The 12,267-nt window shown below is 60.8% G+C and carries 22 protein-coding genes and 1 pseudogene; 3 read left to right on the plus strand and 20 right to left on the minus strand.

The genetic code is table 11. The features are described from left to right. Positions 1-89 precede the first annotated feature (89 nt). The 6 genes and pseudogenes from QMX96_RS04540 to QMX96_RS04565 form a co-directional block, all read right to left on the minus strand. Entirely contained in the window at positions 90-1,184 is a 1,095-nt protein-coding gene (locus QMX96_RS04540) for a minor capsid protein (RefSeq protein ID WP_282361254.1), read from the minus strand. Beyond that, positions 1,129-2,436, minus strand: a complete 1,308-nt coding sequence (locus tag QMX96_RS04545; protein WP_282361255.1) for a DUF4055 domain-containing protein — start codon at positions 2,434-2,436, stop codon at positions 1,129-1,131. Before QMX96_RS04545 ends, QMX96_RS04540 begins: the two co-directional genes overlap by 56 nt. A 125-nt stretch (positions 2,437-2,561) precedes the next feature. Continuing rightward, a complete protein-coding gene (locus tag QMX96_RS04550) occupies positions 2,562-3,890 on the minus strand; it encodes a terminase (RefSeq protein WP_282361256.1) in 1,329 nt (442 codons plus the stop codon). Beyond that, positions 3,865-4,341: a DUF2280 domain-containing protein gene (locus QMX96_RS04555; RefSeq protein ID WP_282361257.1), complete on the minus strand. Its 477-nt coding sequence runs from the start codon at positions 4,339-4,341 to the stop codon at positions 3,865-3,867. Before QMX96_RS04555 ends, QMX96_RS04550 begins: the two co-directional genes overlap by 26 nt. Before the next feature lie 331 nt (positions 4,342-4,672). Continuing rightward, positions 4,673-5,014, minus strand: a pseudogene (locus QMX96_RS04560) (HNH endonuclease); the annotation flags it as partial. Further along, complete coding sequence (locus tag QMX96_RS04565; RefSeq protein ID WP_282361258.1) at positions 4,984-5,601, minus strand: putative metallopeptidase; 618 nt, start codon at positions 5,599-5,601, stop codon at positions 4,984-4,986. The gene QMX96_RS04565 and the pseudogene QMX96_RS04560, both read right to left, overlap by 31 nt. 71 nt (positions 5,602-5,672) lie before the next feature. On the opposite strand from QMX96_RS04565, the gene QMX96_RS04570 reads away from it, so the two are divergent. Then, positions 5,673-5,933: a hypothetical protein gene (locus tag QMX96_RS04570; RefSeq protein ID WP_054915215.1), complete on the plus strand. Its 261-nt coding sequence runs from the start codon at positions 5,673-5,675 to the stop codon at positions 5,931-5,933. Between the two features lie 23 nt (positions 5,934-5,956). On the opposite strand, the gene QMX96_RS04575 is transcribed toward QMX96_RS04570, so the two are convergent. The 4 genes from QMX96_RS04575 to QMX96_RS04590 are packed head-to-tail and all read right to left on the minus strand — an operon-like array spanning position 5,957 to position 6,808. Next, positions 5,957-6,205 (minus strand): hypothetical protein, encoded by a 249-nt coding sequence (locus tag QMX96_RS04575; protein ID WP_054915216.1) that lies wholly within the window; start codon positions 6,203-6,205, stop codon positions 5,957-5,959. Further along, positions 6,202-6,390 carry a hypothetical protein gene (locus QMX96_RS04580; protein WP_054915217.1) on the minus strand — a complete coding sequence of 63 codons (189 nt, stop codon included), beginning with the start codon at positions 6,388-6,390 and terminating at the stop codon, positions 6,202-6,204. The genes QMX96_RS04575 and QMX96_RS04580 overlap by 4 nt, the downstream gene beginning before the upstream one ends. Next, the gene (locus tag QMX96_RS04585; protein WP_054915218.1) at positions 6,387-6,578 is read right to left on the minus strand and encodes a hypothetical protein; all 192 of its coding nucleotides are present in this window, start codon (positions 6,576-6,578) and stop codon (positions 6,387-6,389) included. The genes QMX96_RS04580 and QMX96_RS04585 overlap by 4 nt, the downstream gene beginning before the upstream one ends. Then, positions 6,578-6,808: a hypothetical protein gene (locus tag QMX96_RS04590; RefSeq protein WP_054915219.1), complete on the minus strand. Its 231-nt coding sequence runs from the start codon at positions 6,806-6,808 to the stop codon at positions 6,578-6,580. The genes QMX96_RS04585 and QMX96_RS04590 overlap by 1 nt, the downstream gene beginning before the upstream one ends. Before the next feature lie 46 nt (positions 6,809-6,854). Between QMX96_RS04590 and QMX96_RS04595 the strand changes: the two genes are divergently transcribed. Both QMX96_RS04595 and QMX96_RS04600 read left to right on the plus strand, forming a co-directional pair. Then, a complete protein-coding gene (locus QMX96_RS04595; RefSeq protein WP_143516634.1) occupies positions 6,855-7,058 on the plus strand; it encodes a hypothetical protein in 204 nt (67 codons plus the stop codon). Positions 7,059-7,163: 105 nt separating this feature from the next. Then, positions 7,164-7,586: a hypothetical protein gene (locus QMX96_RS04600; protein ID WP_123752616.1), complete on the plus strand. Its 423-nt coding sequence runs from the start codon at positions 7,164-7,166 to the stop codon at positions 7,584-7,586. Here the strand turns inward: QMX96_RS04600 and QMX96_RS04605 are convergent. The 10 genes from QMX96_RS04605 to QMX96_RS04650 all read right to left on the minus strand — a co-directional run bounded on the left by QMX96_RS04605 (position 7,567) and on the right by QMX96_RS04650 (position 12,253). Beyond that, positions 7,567-7,884, minus strand: coding sequence for a hypothetical protein (locus tag QMX96_RS04605; RefSeq protein ID WP_060489639.1), 318 nt, complete (start codon positions 7,882-7,884; stop codon positions 7,567-7,569). The two genes, QMX96_RS04600 and QMX96_RS04605, sit on opposite strands and share 20 nt — an antisense overlap. Next, complete coding sequence (locus QMX96_RS04610) at positions 7,884-8,255, minus strand: hypothetical protein (protein WP_054915223.1); 372 nt, start codon at positions 8,253-8,255, stop codon at positions 7,884-7,886. Before QMX96_RS04610 ends, QMX96_RS04605 begins: the two co-directional genes overlap by 1 nt. Positions 8,256-9,116: 861 nt before the next feature. After that, entirely contained in the window at positions 9,117-9,707 is a 591-nt protein-coding gene (locus QMX96_RS04615; RefSeq protein WP_054915226.1) for a hypothetical protein, read from the minus strand. Then, positions 9,704-9,829, minus strand: coding sequence for a hypothetical protein (locus QMX96_RS04620; RefSeq protein WP_256582827.1), 126 nt, complete (start codon positions 9,827-9,829; stop codon positions 9,704-9,706). The genes QMX96_RS04615 and QMX96_RS04620 overlap by 4 nt, the downstream gene beginning before the upstream one ends. Then, the gene (locus QMX96_RS04625; protein WP_282361259.1) at positions 9,826-10,428 is read right to left on the minus strand and encodes a recombination protein NinG; all 603 of its coding nucleotides are present in this window, start codon (positions 10,426-10,428) and stop codon (positions 9,826-9,828) included. Before QMX96_RS04625 ends, QMX96_RS04620 begins: the two co-directional genes overlap by 4 nt. Positions 10,429-10,627: 199 nt before the next feature. Continuing rightward, positions 10,628-11,215 carry a DUF1367 family protein gene (locus QMX96_RS04630; RefSeq protein ID WP_282361260.1) on the minus strand — a complete coding sequence of 196 codons (588 nt, stop codon included), beginning with the start codon at positions 11,213-11,215 and terminating at the stop codon, positions 10,628-10,630. Continuing rightward, complete coding sequence (locus tag QMX96_RS04635; RefSeq protein ID WP_282361261.1) at positions 11,208-11,369, minus strand: hypothetical protein; 162 nt, start codon at positions 11,367-11,369, stop codon at positions 11,208-11,210. The genes QMX96_RS04630 and QMX96_RS04635 overlap by 8 nt, the downstream gene beginning before the upstream one ends. After that, a complete protein-coding gene (locus QMX96_RS04640) occupies positions 11,362-11,751 on the minus strand; it encodes a hypothetical protein (RefSeq protein ID WP_282361262.1) in 390 nt (129 codons plus the stop codon). Before QMX96_RS04640 ends, QMX96_RS04635 begins: the two co-directional genes overlap by 8 nt. Further along, complete coding sequence (locus tag QMX96_RS04645) at positions 11,748-12,029, minus strand: hypothetical protein (protein ID WP_282361263.1); 282 nt, start codon at positions 12,027-12,029, stop codon at positions 11,748-11,750. The genes QMX96_RS04640 and QMX96_RS04645 overlap by 4 nt, the downstream gene beginning before the upstream one ends. Continuing rightward, positions 12,029-12,253, minus strand: coding sequence for a hypothetical protein (locus QMX96_RS04650; protein WP_282361265.1), 225 nt, complete (start codon positions 12,251-12,253; stop codon positions 12,029-12,031). Before QMX96_RS04650 ends, QMX96_RS04645 begins: the two co-directional genes overlap by 1 nt. Positions 12,254-12,267 lie beyond the last annotated feature (14 nt).

A 12,267-nucleotide genomic window follows, 5' to 3' on the forward strand; every position in this document is an offset into this window, starting at 1 on the left:
GGCCCACCTGGCGGGCATGAAAAAGCCCCGCAATTGCGAGGCCTGTAGATCGCGCCACAAAATTGTGGCTCTGCGTTTTGTGGCGCGGGTCAGCTGATGCCGGCCCGCTCAAACGCCAACGGTTCCAACTCCTTGAGTTGGTCCAGAGTCAGCGGCTTGAAGTTCTTGTCCAGTTGCAGCGCAGCGAAGCGTTCAGCCGTCAGGCCGCCATCGCGGAACAGCTTTGCGCGGACGGGGCCCAGTGCGGCGTCTTGAAAAGCCGCTGGCTGCGTTTTCAGCCATTGGTAGTAGCCGAGCCCTGCCGATACCTGCGCACCGCCGCCAGCCCCCACAGACGCCCGCGTTGCGCCTTCGGCAAACAGCGCCGACAGCCTGGTTACCGGCACAGTAGTCGAGCGGCAGTTGACGTGCGCCGGCGGCAACGGGCCCTTCCCTACCTCGAACACCCGACCGTCCAGGCTCTTGCAGAGGGTGCTGGTCTTACGGTCAAGCGTTGACACCCAGCGATAACTAGGGATGACATCGGAGTTCGCCTTGAGCGTCTCCATGCGCGCCGTGGTGGACACATGCTGAACTGCGGTCTGAACGATTGAGCGGGCGTTGCGGTTGCTTACAGCCAATACGCCGTCGGTGAAGTTCTGTGCCGCAGTACCGCGAATGGCCTGGGCGATCTCGGCGTTGGTCTGACCCTGCACGACGCCGAGCCGTATGGCGTTCGTTACCCGAGTCGACTCGGTGCGCGTCCAGCCGTTGAGGAAGGATTTCAGCAGCGTGCCGCCGTCAATCCCCGACACCTGCAACGGCTGCGTGTTGATCGCCGTTCGGATCAGGGCCTCGGTCGGCATGATCGCGTCGATCAGGAGCGCCTTGGCCAGGCTCCGGCCTTCAAAGGCGGCCTCATACAGGGCGATGTCCACCAGGTCGGCCTGCATTCGGTCGCCGAACGCCTTGTAGATCTCCAGCAGCTTGCCGCCCACCCGCCCCAGAAACTCCTCGAGCCTGCTGCGGCTGTAGGTCGTCAACTCTTTGCGCGTGAGCTGATCCCTGACCTGCGTGTCGACCTTGCGCAGGACGGTTTCGAACTTCTTGACCTCGCCAGCCTTGAGCCGCTCCAGCAGTACCGCGTGCCTACTGAGCTGCTCCAGCAGCACCTCGTCCGCCGCCTGCGTCGGTTTCGTCCCCATCGTCTTTGTCCAGGTTGATGCCAGCTGACTCGCGCTCGTCGCTGATCAGGCCGGCCTCTTCGTTATAGGCCCGCTCAGGCAGCTTGCCGGTGGTGAGGTACTGCCAATACGTCTCGGCGCTGATGGTGCCTGCCATGACGCTCTTCTGCAGCTCGGCCAGTACCTGGGCGTTGACCTCCGGGATCACGAACTCAGGCTTAACCGTGAAGACCACCTCGTCCGGGTTGAAGCCGGTCCACTCCGCGGCGTACCGCAAGGCCTGCTCGATGGCCTCTGCAGCGGTGATCACGATGCTATGCAGCGTTGCATGCTGGTCGTTCTGCCGGGTCTTGCGGGCCTCGCCCGACTCAGTGCCGGAGACGTCCATGACCTTGGCGCCAGCTTCGAGCGCGGCGTTCTTCTGGTCTTCCATCGCGGTGCGAACTGCCTGGATGCCGGCGCCCTGAAACTCCAGATAGCCACACTGGCCTCTGGGGCCGAGATCCCATGCCGCTGACGGCCCCGTGACACTGAGCTCCACACTCTCGTCCAACCCAGAGATCCACGGCTGCGGGTGGCTGGTCTGGTGCAGTGCGGTGAAGTAGTCGGCACTGAGCTGGTACGACTTCAGCGCAGCCCGGGCCATGGTCAGCAGCGGGACCTCGTCCACGTCCGGTGAGTTGTCGGTCGAGCCGCAGTAGATGACCGGGATGTAGCCCAGGCCCCGTACCAGGTTGGCGCTGCCGTCGACGACACCCAATGGTCGATCATCCTCTACCAGCTCTCCGGCCTCGTTGCGTACACCAGTGCGGCAGACCGTGCCGTCCATGTAGAACTCGCGATAGACCGTCTCGCATTCGTGGCTGTAGCGGTCCTGCTCCTTGCGTCTGAACTCGCGGAACACCGACAGCACCAGGTCCTGCCGGCCACCTTGATCGGCAGTGTCCCAGTTGATCGCATTGCGCACCGCGTAGGTGGCGAAGTACGGCTGACCCGCATCATCGATGTTGACCACCAACGGTACCCGGCCATGGGAAATGGCCTGGCGTACGATCCGCAGGAACAGCTGAGTCAGGCCGAAGCCGTCGGCCGTGGCGTTGTCCTCAAGCCCCTTCAGGCCCGCAGGCAGCTTCACCTCGGGTATCAGCCGCGATACCAAGCCCATCATCGAGCGGAGCGAGTCACGCACCCAGTGCTCGTACTGGGCGCGGTCGGTGTAGTTACGATAGAGGTAGGCGTTGCCCGCACCGTCCAGCTTCTCTGCCTCGACCATGCCGCTCGGCTTCGGCAAATTGCGTGGGCTGCGCTTGATGGCGCCCTCGCCCTCCAGGGCGTCGTCCATCATCCGCCACTCTTCGATGTGAGCGTCGTAGTCTGGGTTGGTGGATTGAACAGGCATTACGCCAAACCTCCGATGCGGCGAGTGCCGGCGGACTGAGTCTTGATCGGGAACCGCTTGGCGATGAAGTAGCCGGCGGCGTCGTTCATGTGGTCGTGCCCCTTCTTGGGGTCCTTGTCCGGCTCGCCCTTGTCGGTGTACGTCTGCCGTTCCAGGCACTGGGTGAGCTGCGGGCACTGGTCGATGTTGACCTTCATGCGCCGCTCCCCGTAGGTGTTGAGGAACATAGCGTTGACCGCGTTGATACGGTCCTTCACGCCGGGGTTCTGCGAGTCGACCACGACGGTGAAGCCGGCCTTCTTGAGCAGCGACAGATCCGACTCGCTGGCGTTCTTGCTGCTGGTGTTCTGGCCGCTGGCGTCCGGGTACACGGAAACGCTGTGACCAGAGAATCGAGCCTTGATCTTCTCGATCATCTCCGGCGTGTCGCGCACTGAATGGAACTCATCCAGCGCCATCGGCAAGCCGTCTCGGACCACGTAAACAACCGCGGCCATCTTCATGACGTTGAAGTCCATGCCGATGTGTATGGCCTCGCCTGGCTTGATCCGCTCGCTCGTGCGGCACTCCGCGCGGTCGAAGGTGTAGTAGACGACGCCGGCATAGTTCTCGAACCCGGCCTCGTATTCCTGCCGGAAGGTTCGCGGGTCCATCTTTCGGCGTGCGGCATCCAGCTCCTCGGCAGGAACGTTGCCGCCCTGCAGGGACGTGTATTGCCAGCTCTTGTGGTCTGGCTCCCCGCCCGGCTGCCCATCGCGGTATGTGTCGTAGCAGTGATTGAAACCCTTCGGAGTGCCGATTCGCAGCGCATGCCCGCCTTTGCGCGACTCTCCGGTCTGGGGAATCGTGTACTGGCAGGTCGAGAGCATCGGCCTGAGCACTTCTTCCCAGGCTGCCCACGGGCAGTCTGCCCATTCGTCCACTAAGACGAAGAACAGGCCGGAGCCCCGCAGGTTGTCGTAGTTATCCAGGCCCACCACACGCATGATGTGGCCTGACTTGAGGGTAATCGAGCACTCGGTTTCGTTGGGGCGGGCTGCGCGCCATGCCTCAGGGATGGCCTGCTTCAGCCGGCGCCAGAAGACTCGCTTGGCCTGCTTGAACGTTGGCGCCCCATACCAGATCTCGTCTTCGACGCTCACGCCCCACTCTGCAGCGAGCCGCGCCGCGCGACGCATTTCAGCCTTGCCGAGGAAGGTCTTGCCGAATCGACGCCCACAAACCGCATCACGGAAGCGCGCCTCCGGTTGAAAGCCCCAGCAGTAGATGTTCGCTTGCTTCGGCGTCAACTTTACCGGCGCGTCATAGGTGCGGGGTAGTCGGGACATTCTCGTCTGGCTCCAGCGTGTACTCAGCAACGGCGTGCTGCTGGTCCGCCTGGGAGCCAAGGGGCTTGTCGGGTTCTAGGCGGCGATTGACGTAGACATCACCAACCTCCTTGGCCGCCTGCTCCAGCACTTGGATGGCAAGCGGAAGGTTCTTCATCGTCTCGGCGCGCTCAGCAATTCGGCCCAGGGCTCGCAACCGGTAGGCGCGGTTGGCGATCGGGATCTCTGCTGTCTCTTCGCGGAAACGCTTGCGGGTGTCTTCGAACAGGGTCACCCAGCGCTTGGCCAGGTTGCGTGCTGCTCGCTTGGTTGGGTCGTGGCTTTCAACAGCCTGGCGGCTGATCTCAATGCCAAATTCATTTTTGACGGCCTCTGCCACCTGAGACGGTGTATCGAAGCAGGCCAACGCCTGAACGATGAAGGCCTTCACCTCGTTGCTCAGGGCTGCCATAGATTGTTTTCCGTCAAGCGCCTGTCAAACATCAAGCCGATTTAAGCAGGCAGGTTCCACAGGCCCTCGCAATGTTGATCTTGGCCACCTCTGGCGGCCGGCTTGCAGCCGATTAAACGGCCAGCAGATGGGTCCAGTTGCGGCCATGGACTATGTCTTGGATGGCAGAATGGCTAACCCCGTAGCGGCGCGCAAATGACGCACATTGGCCATATTCCCCGGTGTATTCCGAGCGTATGGCACGCACATCATCCTCAGTCAGAGCGGCCTTGCTGTTTCTCGCGCCCTCCCGCGACAGAAGACCCGTGCGGAATGCGTGGCGCATGTTTCCGCTTCGTGTGACGTATTCAAGATTATCGAGTCGCGGGTTCTGCTTGTTTCCGTCGATATGGTTGACCTCTTGCCCCTCTGGGCATGGCCCGATAAAGACATGAGCAACAAGGCGATGGACATACCAATTCGTGACTTCGCCGTCACTGGAAAGCGCGACGGCTGGATACGCCCCACCACCCGGAATACGGGGCTTGAGGATTGCACCAACACGTCCACGACCGCTCTTCGGCTTTACTATGCGCTTTACGTCGCCATAGTTGCTAACCGCATAGTCAGGATGGGATTGAATGACCTTCCATTGCTCGATCATTACGCAGACCTCATAAGGCACGTACCGCATGCGCTAGCGATAGATTCGCTGCTTACCGAAGGTGTGGTCTTGGCGGCCTCGACCATGCGGGCCAGTTCGCCGTCCGGCGCCCCTACTCCGTATCGCTCAACAATCGAAATGAACTCGCTGACGTCATGTCCACGAAGGAAGAGTTTGGGCAGCCCCTCCTGTGTGAATTTCGGGGCGCCGTACTGGTCCGTAGCGTGAGCTATGTGCATCAGTTCATGTTCTACCAGTCGCGCGAAATCCGTGTCGGAGCACTGGGCGCAGTAGTCAGCGGCAAGGGTGATCAGGAACTCAGGCTCTTCGCCGAACCAGTCGCGCATCTGCTGCTCTTGGCGTGCCTTCTGCCAGCCACCCGCGCGGATCATCAACTGCTCAGCCTGGCCCAGGACTGACCTGCCCTTCTTCGCAAAGCTGGACGACGCCCACATGACTCCGACGCTCGCATCGATTAGATGGGCGTGTTCTTCGTTGTGGATGCTTCCAGTGGTGTCGAGGATCTCGCGCTGTATCCACTCCCAGACTTCAGGAGCTGGCCTGAGGATCAGCCAAGGCGACTCAAGCAGATCGGCCGGTGGGATCGGTCTACTCATTGTTCACCTGCACCTTGAAATGGTGGCCCGTTGCCGGTATTGGTAGCGATTGACTTTTTGGAGGCGAAACGATGCTGAGACTTACCGAAGGCGAAAAACATTACCTTCTGGAAATGCGCGCACTCTCAACCGATGCAGAAGGCAACGATATTTTCGTGGGCCTTACCAGCGACGAATCGGAGCGATACCACTTCCTCAGTAATCCATTGCGTCATGGAGCGCCGGAAGAGAACGAGGAGTATCTCGCGCTCAACCAAAAGCATGAACTAGCGCGCCACCAGGTGCTGGCAGCCGAGCACATCAAGCGTACCGAATCGCCTACGCAGCACTGAGCCACCCTCCGGCGGTGGGCGCTTCACTCACCGCCGAGCAGCACATCAATCAGCTTCTGTTCACCCAGCCGCATTGCACCCAGGCACTGCAGGTCGTCGCACTTCGGGCCAAGGCCAAAGACAGTTACCTCGCCCCTTGGGCCGATTATTGTCAGCGCGCCCACGGTGCATTCAGGATGCTCGCCAGCATCGAGGTCATCGGCGATCTTGCGCAGGGTCTTGGCAGCATCGCGCCAGTCCTCCCGCTTGAACTCAACGAGCTTCGCGGTCATGCAGTCACCTTCTGTAACCACTCTTCAATGATCCGGCGCAGAACCGGCTCGGTCAGGATGGCTGATGGTTTGTCGCCGGCGATCACCGAGCGCACTAGATCACAAGGCAGCACATGGACACCGTCAACAGCCGCAACCGTCAGGTGCGGGCGATGATCGGCGATGTCGTGGATATCTGCGCTCATGCCTTCTCCATACTGTAGGTTTGTGCGTGCGCGTGCCCGTGCAGCTCTGCGACGATGAGGCCTTGCGGCAGGCCGGCAGCCTTGGCAGCGTCGATGGCCTTGGCGATCGCGCCATCCAGCTCTGTCAGTGCCTCGATGATGTCTTGGCTCAGCGGCAGCGCGTGATGAAGGCGCGTGACGTTGCCCATCAGCTGAATGGATCAGCAGGCTTGGCGATCGAACGCACAAACCACATGAAGCCCTGCTGCAGGTTGGTCTTGGCCAGGGCCAACAGCCGCGGATCAACGCCCTCGATCTGGCCGATCTGCTTGAACAGGTCGCCGGCATCAGCCTCCAGGGCCTTGATCGAATTCATACCGTCGATCTCGCTCTGGGTGAGGTCGCGGTAGCCGGTGATCTTCTTGTGCTGGTTATCCATGGATGATTCTCTATGCTGTTTGCAAGGCCTAATGGAGAAGGACGCTATGGAAGGAAAAAAGGATCTCGCCAAAAAGCATCTAGAGCTGATCGACCAACTCAAGCGGCTTTCTAGCATGCTGCACGATCACCCAGGCAGCACCGATCCACTGCTGGTCATGCGGCTTGATTATCGAATACACCAACTAGAACAAGCTGTCGTGCAGGAGAAAGGCTGGCGATCTCCATTTTCGACAGGGGTTAAAAGATAGGCGCCTGATCTGTCAGTCAGCATCGCGCCACGAAACGGCGCATGTCGATTTCGTGGCGCGGTGGAATTATCCTATCCGCGAATGAATTACCCCACAGGGATCGGGATGACCAAGCTAACCAAGATTCGTATTGCCCTCACGCTCGGTGCGATCGTAGGAATCGCTCCTGTGACACTGATCTTCATATGGGGACTAATCTATTTGGTCATAGCCATCGTCTATACGGATAAGATTGCCTTGCCAGTGACGATAATCGCCATCTCTGTACCGAGCCTATGGGGGTGCTGGAAATCCTATGCAGCCGCAATGGCGAGCAAGCCCAGGCACCCACGTGACTGGCGAGTTATCGCGTCAGTCATTGTCGCCACTTTCTGGGCCTTCCCATGCAGCGCGGCAATGAGCTGGGATCTCACGATCCTATTCACATTTCTCATGCCGGGATTGACTGCAGCGATCATGCTCGCCGTGACCGAGTGCCGCGCTCGCAGGAATGGTCAGAACGGCGAGGTTACGGCGATACCCGATTGAGGGCCTCATCAGCCTTGTCGGCCGCCTTTGTAGCGGTGGTCGCCGCCTTGGTTGCCTTCTCGGCTGCTGAGCTGGTCTTGCGGGTCAGCTCATCCAGGCGGTGGTCACGTTGCAGCGTGGCCTCGTCGTAGGCGGCGCGGATCTCGGCGACCTGTTGGCGGTAGGAATCAGCCAGCGCCCACTGTCCGAGCTGGAAGCCGAAGAACACCCCGCCGGTGACCAGCAGCATCGCGATGAACCACACCTCCACCCGACGCCACCAATGGCGAGCCATGAATTGGATTGCGCACTTGTCCATCAGGTAGTCCCTCCGAGCTTGATGCGCAGGCGGGCGATCTCGTCGCTTTGCAGCGTCACCCGCTCTGTGAGGTTGGCGACCTGACTGGTCAGGGCTTCGATTTTCCCTTCCATGCGGCCGACTGTTGCGGCCAGGTCATTGCGCTCCTTGGCGAACTGGTCAGCGCGGGCCTCGGCAAGCTTGCGGGCCTCGCGCTCCGAGTCGAGCAGCTCATTCAGCCGGCGGACGGTGCCTATGTCGGCGTTATCCATGGCGCGGTCAGCTGCATCCTTGGAGAGGAACTTGCGCAGCCAGAGGAAGCCACCCAGCAATACGGTGCCCGTTCCGCCCAGCCAGGTAGCTGTGCCTGGGCCGAGGTCGGTTGGGTCCATTCTTAACTCCGGAAACGAAAAAGCCCCGGCAAATGCCGAGGCTTCAATAAAAAAACCCGGCCTTTCGACCGGGCATCCCGAACCGCCTTTCCGACCCGTGTTGCCACGAGCATGTGCAGTTCGGATAGCCATACTGCCATGTAATCGCTGTATCCGCTACGTCAGCTGGAGACGCGCGTCACCGGTGAACCGCAAAAGCTCAACGCAGATAAAGCTTTACGCTTGCGGGGCGGGAACTTCATCAACGCTGATGCAGTGCTCAATCTCGGTGATCTTCACGAGGGCCTGCTCTGCAAGCGGATAACCGATCATGAAGCGCACAGCTTTGATCGATGCCACTACCGACTTAGCCCAGCTGCCTGGGCGTGTCATCTGCATAAAACGGGACGGCCGACACAGCCAAGATCCTCGGCATTGCCTAGACTGCAGCCCAGACCGACATGATAGGAATCGTGATGAGATTTAGAATTGACTATTTCCTGAGGGGAAAGGAGCGATGGTGGTGCTGCGAGGCATCAACTGACACCCTATCGCTCGATGATGCTTTGCTCGCACTCATCACGCTCCACATGTCCTATGAGGACCAGGTATTGCGCGTCGATCTGCCTCGCACCTCAGCTCTGGATCACATTCAGCTGGCGAAGGAGCTCGGTATCTCAGACGTGAGAGTAAGCCCCTCAATAACAAAAAACCCCGATTTGTAGGTCGGGGTTCGTCTGTGTCGTGCTGCTTGCAAGCCGCATAAACGAAAAGCCCAGCACGACGGCGGGGCTATGTTGAATCTTAAGAGTAATTTGCCAAAGGCAAAACTCTAACAGTGGCGATACGGTATCACCAGCCGCACGGGAACGCAATAGGCCCTCAAGCGGCACTCTTCATTTCGTAAATTACGGCCGCAACTGGTCCGAGCGCCATCCGATCCACATCCTCACAGCAGTCGAACGCCAGCCGCACGAACCCACCCCAGTCGCGCTCCCAGTTGGCTGATTCCAGTCTTACCCCGTAGTGAGCATCCAGCCACGCCCTGAAACCTTCCGGCGACGCCAGGGGGTCATCGTTGGCCGACTGGCCGCCCTGGTGCATGTAGCGGTACCGGGTCATGACTCCCTTCACCACGTACTCGAGCTTTTCGCGCTTGGCGGCGGTCATGCGCGGCGACTTGCTCTGCACCAGGCTGAAGATCACTTCCTCTGCTGTCTCTCGGGTGTCGTCATCCAGGCGCGGGTTGTACATGAAGTTGCCAAAGGAGCGGACCTGGCTGTGCAGCTTGCCGATCGCCGACTGCACTCGCCCGGCAAGCGCCTGGTGCACCGCGTGGCTCGCACTGCGCTGCTTGTCGGTGGTCTGCACCATTGCTCCCAGCAGGCCCAGTTGCTCGATGAATGCACCCTGGCTATCCCAAGCCGTGTAGAGGCAGTCATGCCATGCCTGGCGTGCGCTGTTCAGTTTCATCGGGCACCCTCCTCGCGCTTGCGCTTCATTGCGATCAACTGGCCGCGCCCAAGGCACCAGGTCGAAGCGATTGCCATGGCCAGCAGGAAGATGCAGGCCGTATCGGTGATGGTCCAAGTCATGCTGCAGCCTCCTTCAGCTGTTTGATCTTTGCCCGGTACTCGGCCTTGATGGCCTTCAGGTCGTCGATGGTGTACTTGCAGGCCTGATGAGGGCCTTCGAGGAAAGCCACCTGGTCGGCGCCGATGCGCTGAACCAGCCGGATGCGGTACGCGACCGCGTTGCCGGACAGGTTCCGGTTGCACTTCACGCACTGGCGGTGCACGTTGAGCGGCTCGAAGCGCAGCTCAGGACAGGCGCCAACAGATCGGTAGTGGCCGGCGTCCCAGCGGCTGCCTGTGATCAGGTCGTGGTCACTGGGCAGCGAGTCGCAGCTGATGCACGGCAGGTGCTGGTCACGCAGGCGGATGTAGGTGTTGAACTCGGCCTGGGCCTCGCGCAGGTAGTCGCCGCGGCTCTTCAGCTTCTCCTTGCGCACCTTGACCTCGCGGCGCTCGAGCTGGTCGATGGCCTTGCGGGCTTTGTCGCGGTTCGCCGGCGCGATGGCCAGGCCGCAGGCTGGACTGCAGACGGCCTGGCCCAGGCGGCGCGGCGGGAAGCTGGCGCCGCACGCAGGGTTCTTGCACTTTTTCGGGCGCGGTTGTTTGGCTTGAAGGCTCATTGGTGCACGCTCCCCGGCTGGCCTGGTTGATTGCTGCCGGTACACTCCAGTTCGTGATCGCTGGCCCTTGGGCAGCGTTTGCATCCGCACACCGGGCAAAGGATCATTTTCGTGGAGGACAGCGGCATCCAGCCAAAGGGACCCTCCACGCCAATCTTGTGCTCCTGAATGCATCGATGGCATTCACACTTCGGATGGCTCATGCAAAGCTCCCGATCTGGTCAGCAGCAGCCAAGGCTGCCTGCTCGGTTTCGAAGTGAGCCGACAGCACCAGGCGCCAGCAGGCGTTGAACACGTCGCGGTACAGCGGCTCGAAGGCCGTGTCGTCCATTGCCGCCCAACTGATCGACTTGGCTTCCTTGCGGACCCCTTCCGGTGTGCGCACCAGGTGGAAATGGCCGGCCTCGATGGTCACCCACTCGCGGAACGCTTCACGGCTCTTGTCGACTGCGGGGAAGCGCTGGGCGCGATCGGCTTCGAGCTGGGCGATGTACGAATCCACGGCAACTGAGAGCTGCCCTGGCTTGCCGCTGCACTCCTCGAAGTACTTGGCCAGCCCAAGAATGCCCCGCAGCTCTTGGCGAGGAACCAGGCCGCCCACCGGCTCCCAGTAGTCCCAAGCCAGATCGAGCATGGCGAAGAACTTGCCGTGGAACCTGGCGTTGCGCATCTTGGTGAACTTGCCGTGGATGACCTGGCCAGCTTTCCAGCACTGGATGGTTTCACGGTCAGCCTCGGTGGCCGGCACCAGGCCTTGGGCGGTGCGGATAAGGGCGAGTTCAGCCATGGTTTCGCTCCTCGATCTTGCTGCACTCGAAGGTGCGCTTCCCGACATAGAACTTGCCCAGGCGCTCGCATTCGGTAACTACGGTGTGATGTGCCCAGGACCAGCCGATGGCAATTCCAACGATCAGAGCGAATAGGAGGCCGAACTTATCCATGGGGCACCTCCTTGGCCATGGCCGCGCGCCCGGCGATGTACTCGGGCAGGTTTCGGCAACCTTCGTCATCCTCGTAGAGGGCAAGAAGATCGCCCAGGGCATTGCGCAGCGCCTCGTTCTCGGTCCTGAGCTGGTCGCGCTCGACCATCAGGTCTGCACAGTCACTGCGCAGTGATCGGATGGCGCGCATGTGCGGGTCTTCACGTAGCCGCTCGATCTCCGCGAGCAGGGTCATTACCGCGTGAGGGTTTAGCGCGGCCATCAGCTCGGCAGGAGCCACATCTACAGATCGAGCGATAAGCTGCAGGTCCGTATACCAGGGGTCTTCAAGGTCGATCACTGCCTTCGCCAGCGCCTTCAGCCTTGCTTTGTCGATGGTCATGGCGCCACCTTCAGGCCCTGGACCTCGATGGCGGTGATCAGAGCCATCTGCGGGTAGTAACGCACCTCCTGCTCGCCTCCTACTTGATCGATCATGTCCGACTGAACCTCGGGAAGCTCCACCACCACGGCCTCGCGGGACTGGTTCCATGCCTCTTGCCAGAACAGCCATTTGCGATGGACTGTGCCGAAGTGGTAGCTGTCGCCACTGCGGCGAATGGACTTTCCGTCCGCCAGAATCAGAGCCTCAAAGGCGGCGCGCATCTTGTTGGTGTCCATCAGTGCTTCTCCAGATTCAGGCCGGCGCCGTCGCAGGCGTCGCATTTCTCGATGTCGTAGCCGTCTGGGGTCAGGCCGCCAACTTGGCCCTCTCCGTGACACTGCTCGCAGATCAGGGCTGTGCGGTCGTAGATCACGTCGATCCAGCCCGGAGAGATGAAATCAGTGACCGCCGCATCGCAGTCGCTGTAGAACTGCTTGAGGGCGTGGGCGATGTTGCGCATCGCGATTACCTGTC

The organism is Pseudomonas sp. PS01300 (assembly GCF_029960155.1).
Taxonomy (GTDB): Bacteria; Pseudomonadota; Gammaproteobacteria; order Pseudomonadales; family Pseudomonadaceae; genus Aquipseudomonas; species Aquipseudomonas palmensis.

What these genes read in the sequence shown, in the direction of transcription:
- QMX96_RS04540 (WP_282361254.1), bottom strand. Translation starts at nt 1,184, where the DNA reads ATGGGGACGAAACCGACGCAGGCGGCGGACGAGGTGCTGCTGGAGCAG.
- QMX96_RS04545 (WP_282361255.1), bottom strand. Translation starts at nt 2,436, where the DNA reads ATGGTCGAGGCAGAGAAGCTGGACGGTGCGGGCAACGCCTACCTCTAT.
- QMX96_RS04550 (WP_282361256.1), bottom strand. Translation starts at nt 3,890, where the DNA reads ATGTCCCGACTACCCCGCACCTATGACGCGCCGGTAAAGTTGACGCCG.
- QMX96_RS04555 (WP_282361257.1), bottom strand. Translation starts at nt 4,341, where the DNA reads ATGGCAGCCCTGAGCAACGAGGTGAAGGCCTTCATCGTTCAGGCGTTG.
- QMX96_RS04565 (WP_282361258.1), bottom strand. Translation starts at nt 5,601, where the DNA reads ATGAGTAGACCGATCCCACCGGCCGATCTGCTTGAGTCGCCTTGGCTG.
- QMX96_RS04570 (WP_054915215.1), top strand. Translation starts at nt 5,673, where the DNA reads ATGCTGAGACTTACCGAAGGCGAAAAACATTACCTTCTGGAAATGCGC.
- QMX96_RS04575 (WP_054915216.1), bottom strand. Translation starts at nt 6,205, where the DNA reads ATGACCGCGAAGCTCGTTGAGTTCAAGCGGGAGGACTGGCGCGATGCT.
- QMX96_RS04580 (WP_054915217.1), bottom strand. Translation starts at nt 6,390, where the DNA reads ATGAGCGCAGATATCCACGACATCGCCGATCATCGCCCGCACCTGACG.
- QMX96_RS04585 (WP_054915218.1), bottom strand. Translation starts at nt 6,578, where the DNA reads ATGGGCAACGTCACGCGCCTTCATCACGCGCTGCCGCTGAGCCAAGAC.
- QMX96_RS04590 (WP_054915219.1), bottom strand. Translation starts at nt 6,808, where the DNA reads ATGGATAACCAGCACAAGAAGATCACCGGCTACCGCGACCTCACCCAG.
- QMX96_RS04595 (WP_143516634.1), top strand. Translation starts at nt 6,855, where the DNA reads ATGGAAGGAAAAAAGGATCTCGCCAAAAAGCATCTAGAGCTGATCGAC.
- QMX96_RS04600 (WP_123752616.1), top strand. Translation starts at nt 7,164, where the DNA reads ATGACCAAGCTAACCAAGATTCGTATTGCCCTCACGCTCGGTGCGATC.
- QMX96_RS04605 (WP_060489639.1), bottom strand. Translation starts at nt 7,884, where the DNA reads ATGGACAAGTGCGCAATCCAATTCATGGCTCGCCATTGGTGGCGTCGG.
- QMX96_RS04610 (WP_054915223.1), bottom strand. Translation starts at nt 8,255, where the DNA reads ATGGACCCAACCGACCTCGGCCCAGGCACAGCTACCTGGCTGGGCGGA.
- QMX96_RS04615 (WP_054915226.1), bottom strand. Translation starts at nt 9,707, where the DNA reads ATGAAACTGAACAGCGCACGCCAGGCATGGCATGACTGCCTCTACACG.
- QMX96_RS04620 (WP_256582827.1), bottom strand. Translation starts at nt 9,829, where the DNA reads ATGACTTGGACCATCACCGATACGGCCTGCATCTTCCTGCTGGCCATG.
- QMX96_RS04625 (WP_282361259.1), bottom strand. Translation starts at nt 10,428, where the DNA reads ATGAGCCTTCAAGCCAAACAACCGCGCCCGAAAAAGTGCAAGAACCCT.
- QMX96_RS04630 (WP_282361260.1), bottom strand. Translation starts at nt 11,215, where the DNA reads ATGGCTGAACTCGCCCTTATCCGCACCGCCCAAGGCCTGGTGCCGGCC.
- QMX96_RS04635 (WP_282361261.1), bottom strand. Translation starts at nt 11,369, where the DNA reads ATGGATAAGTTCGGCCTCCTATTCGCTCTGATCGTTGGAATTGCCATC.
- QMX96_RS04640 (WP_282361262.1), bottom strand. Translation starts at nt 11,751, where the DNA reads ATGACCATCGACAAAGCAAGGCTGAAGGCGCTGGCGAAGGCAGTGATC.
- QMX96_RS04645 (WP_282361263.1), bottom strand. Translation starts at nt 12,029, where the DNA reads ATGGACACCAACAAGATGCGCGCCGCCTTTGAGGCTCTGATTCTGGCG.
- QMX96_RS04650 (WP_282361265.1), bottom strand. Translation starts at nt 12,253, where the DNA reads ATGCGCAACATCGCCCACGCCCTCAAGCAGTTCTACAGCGACTGCGAT.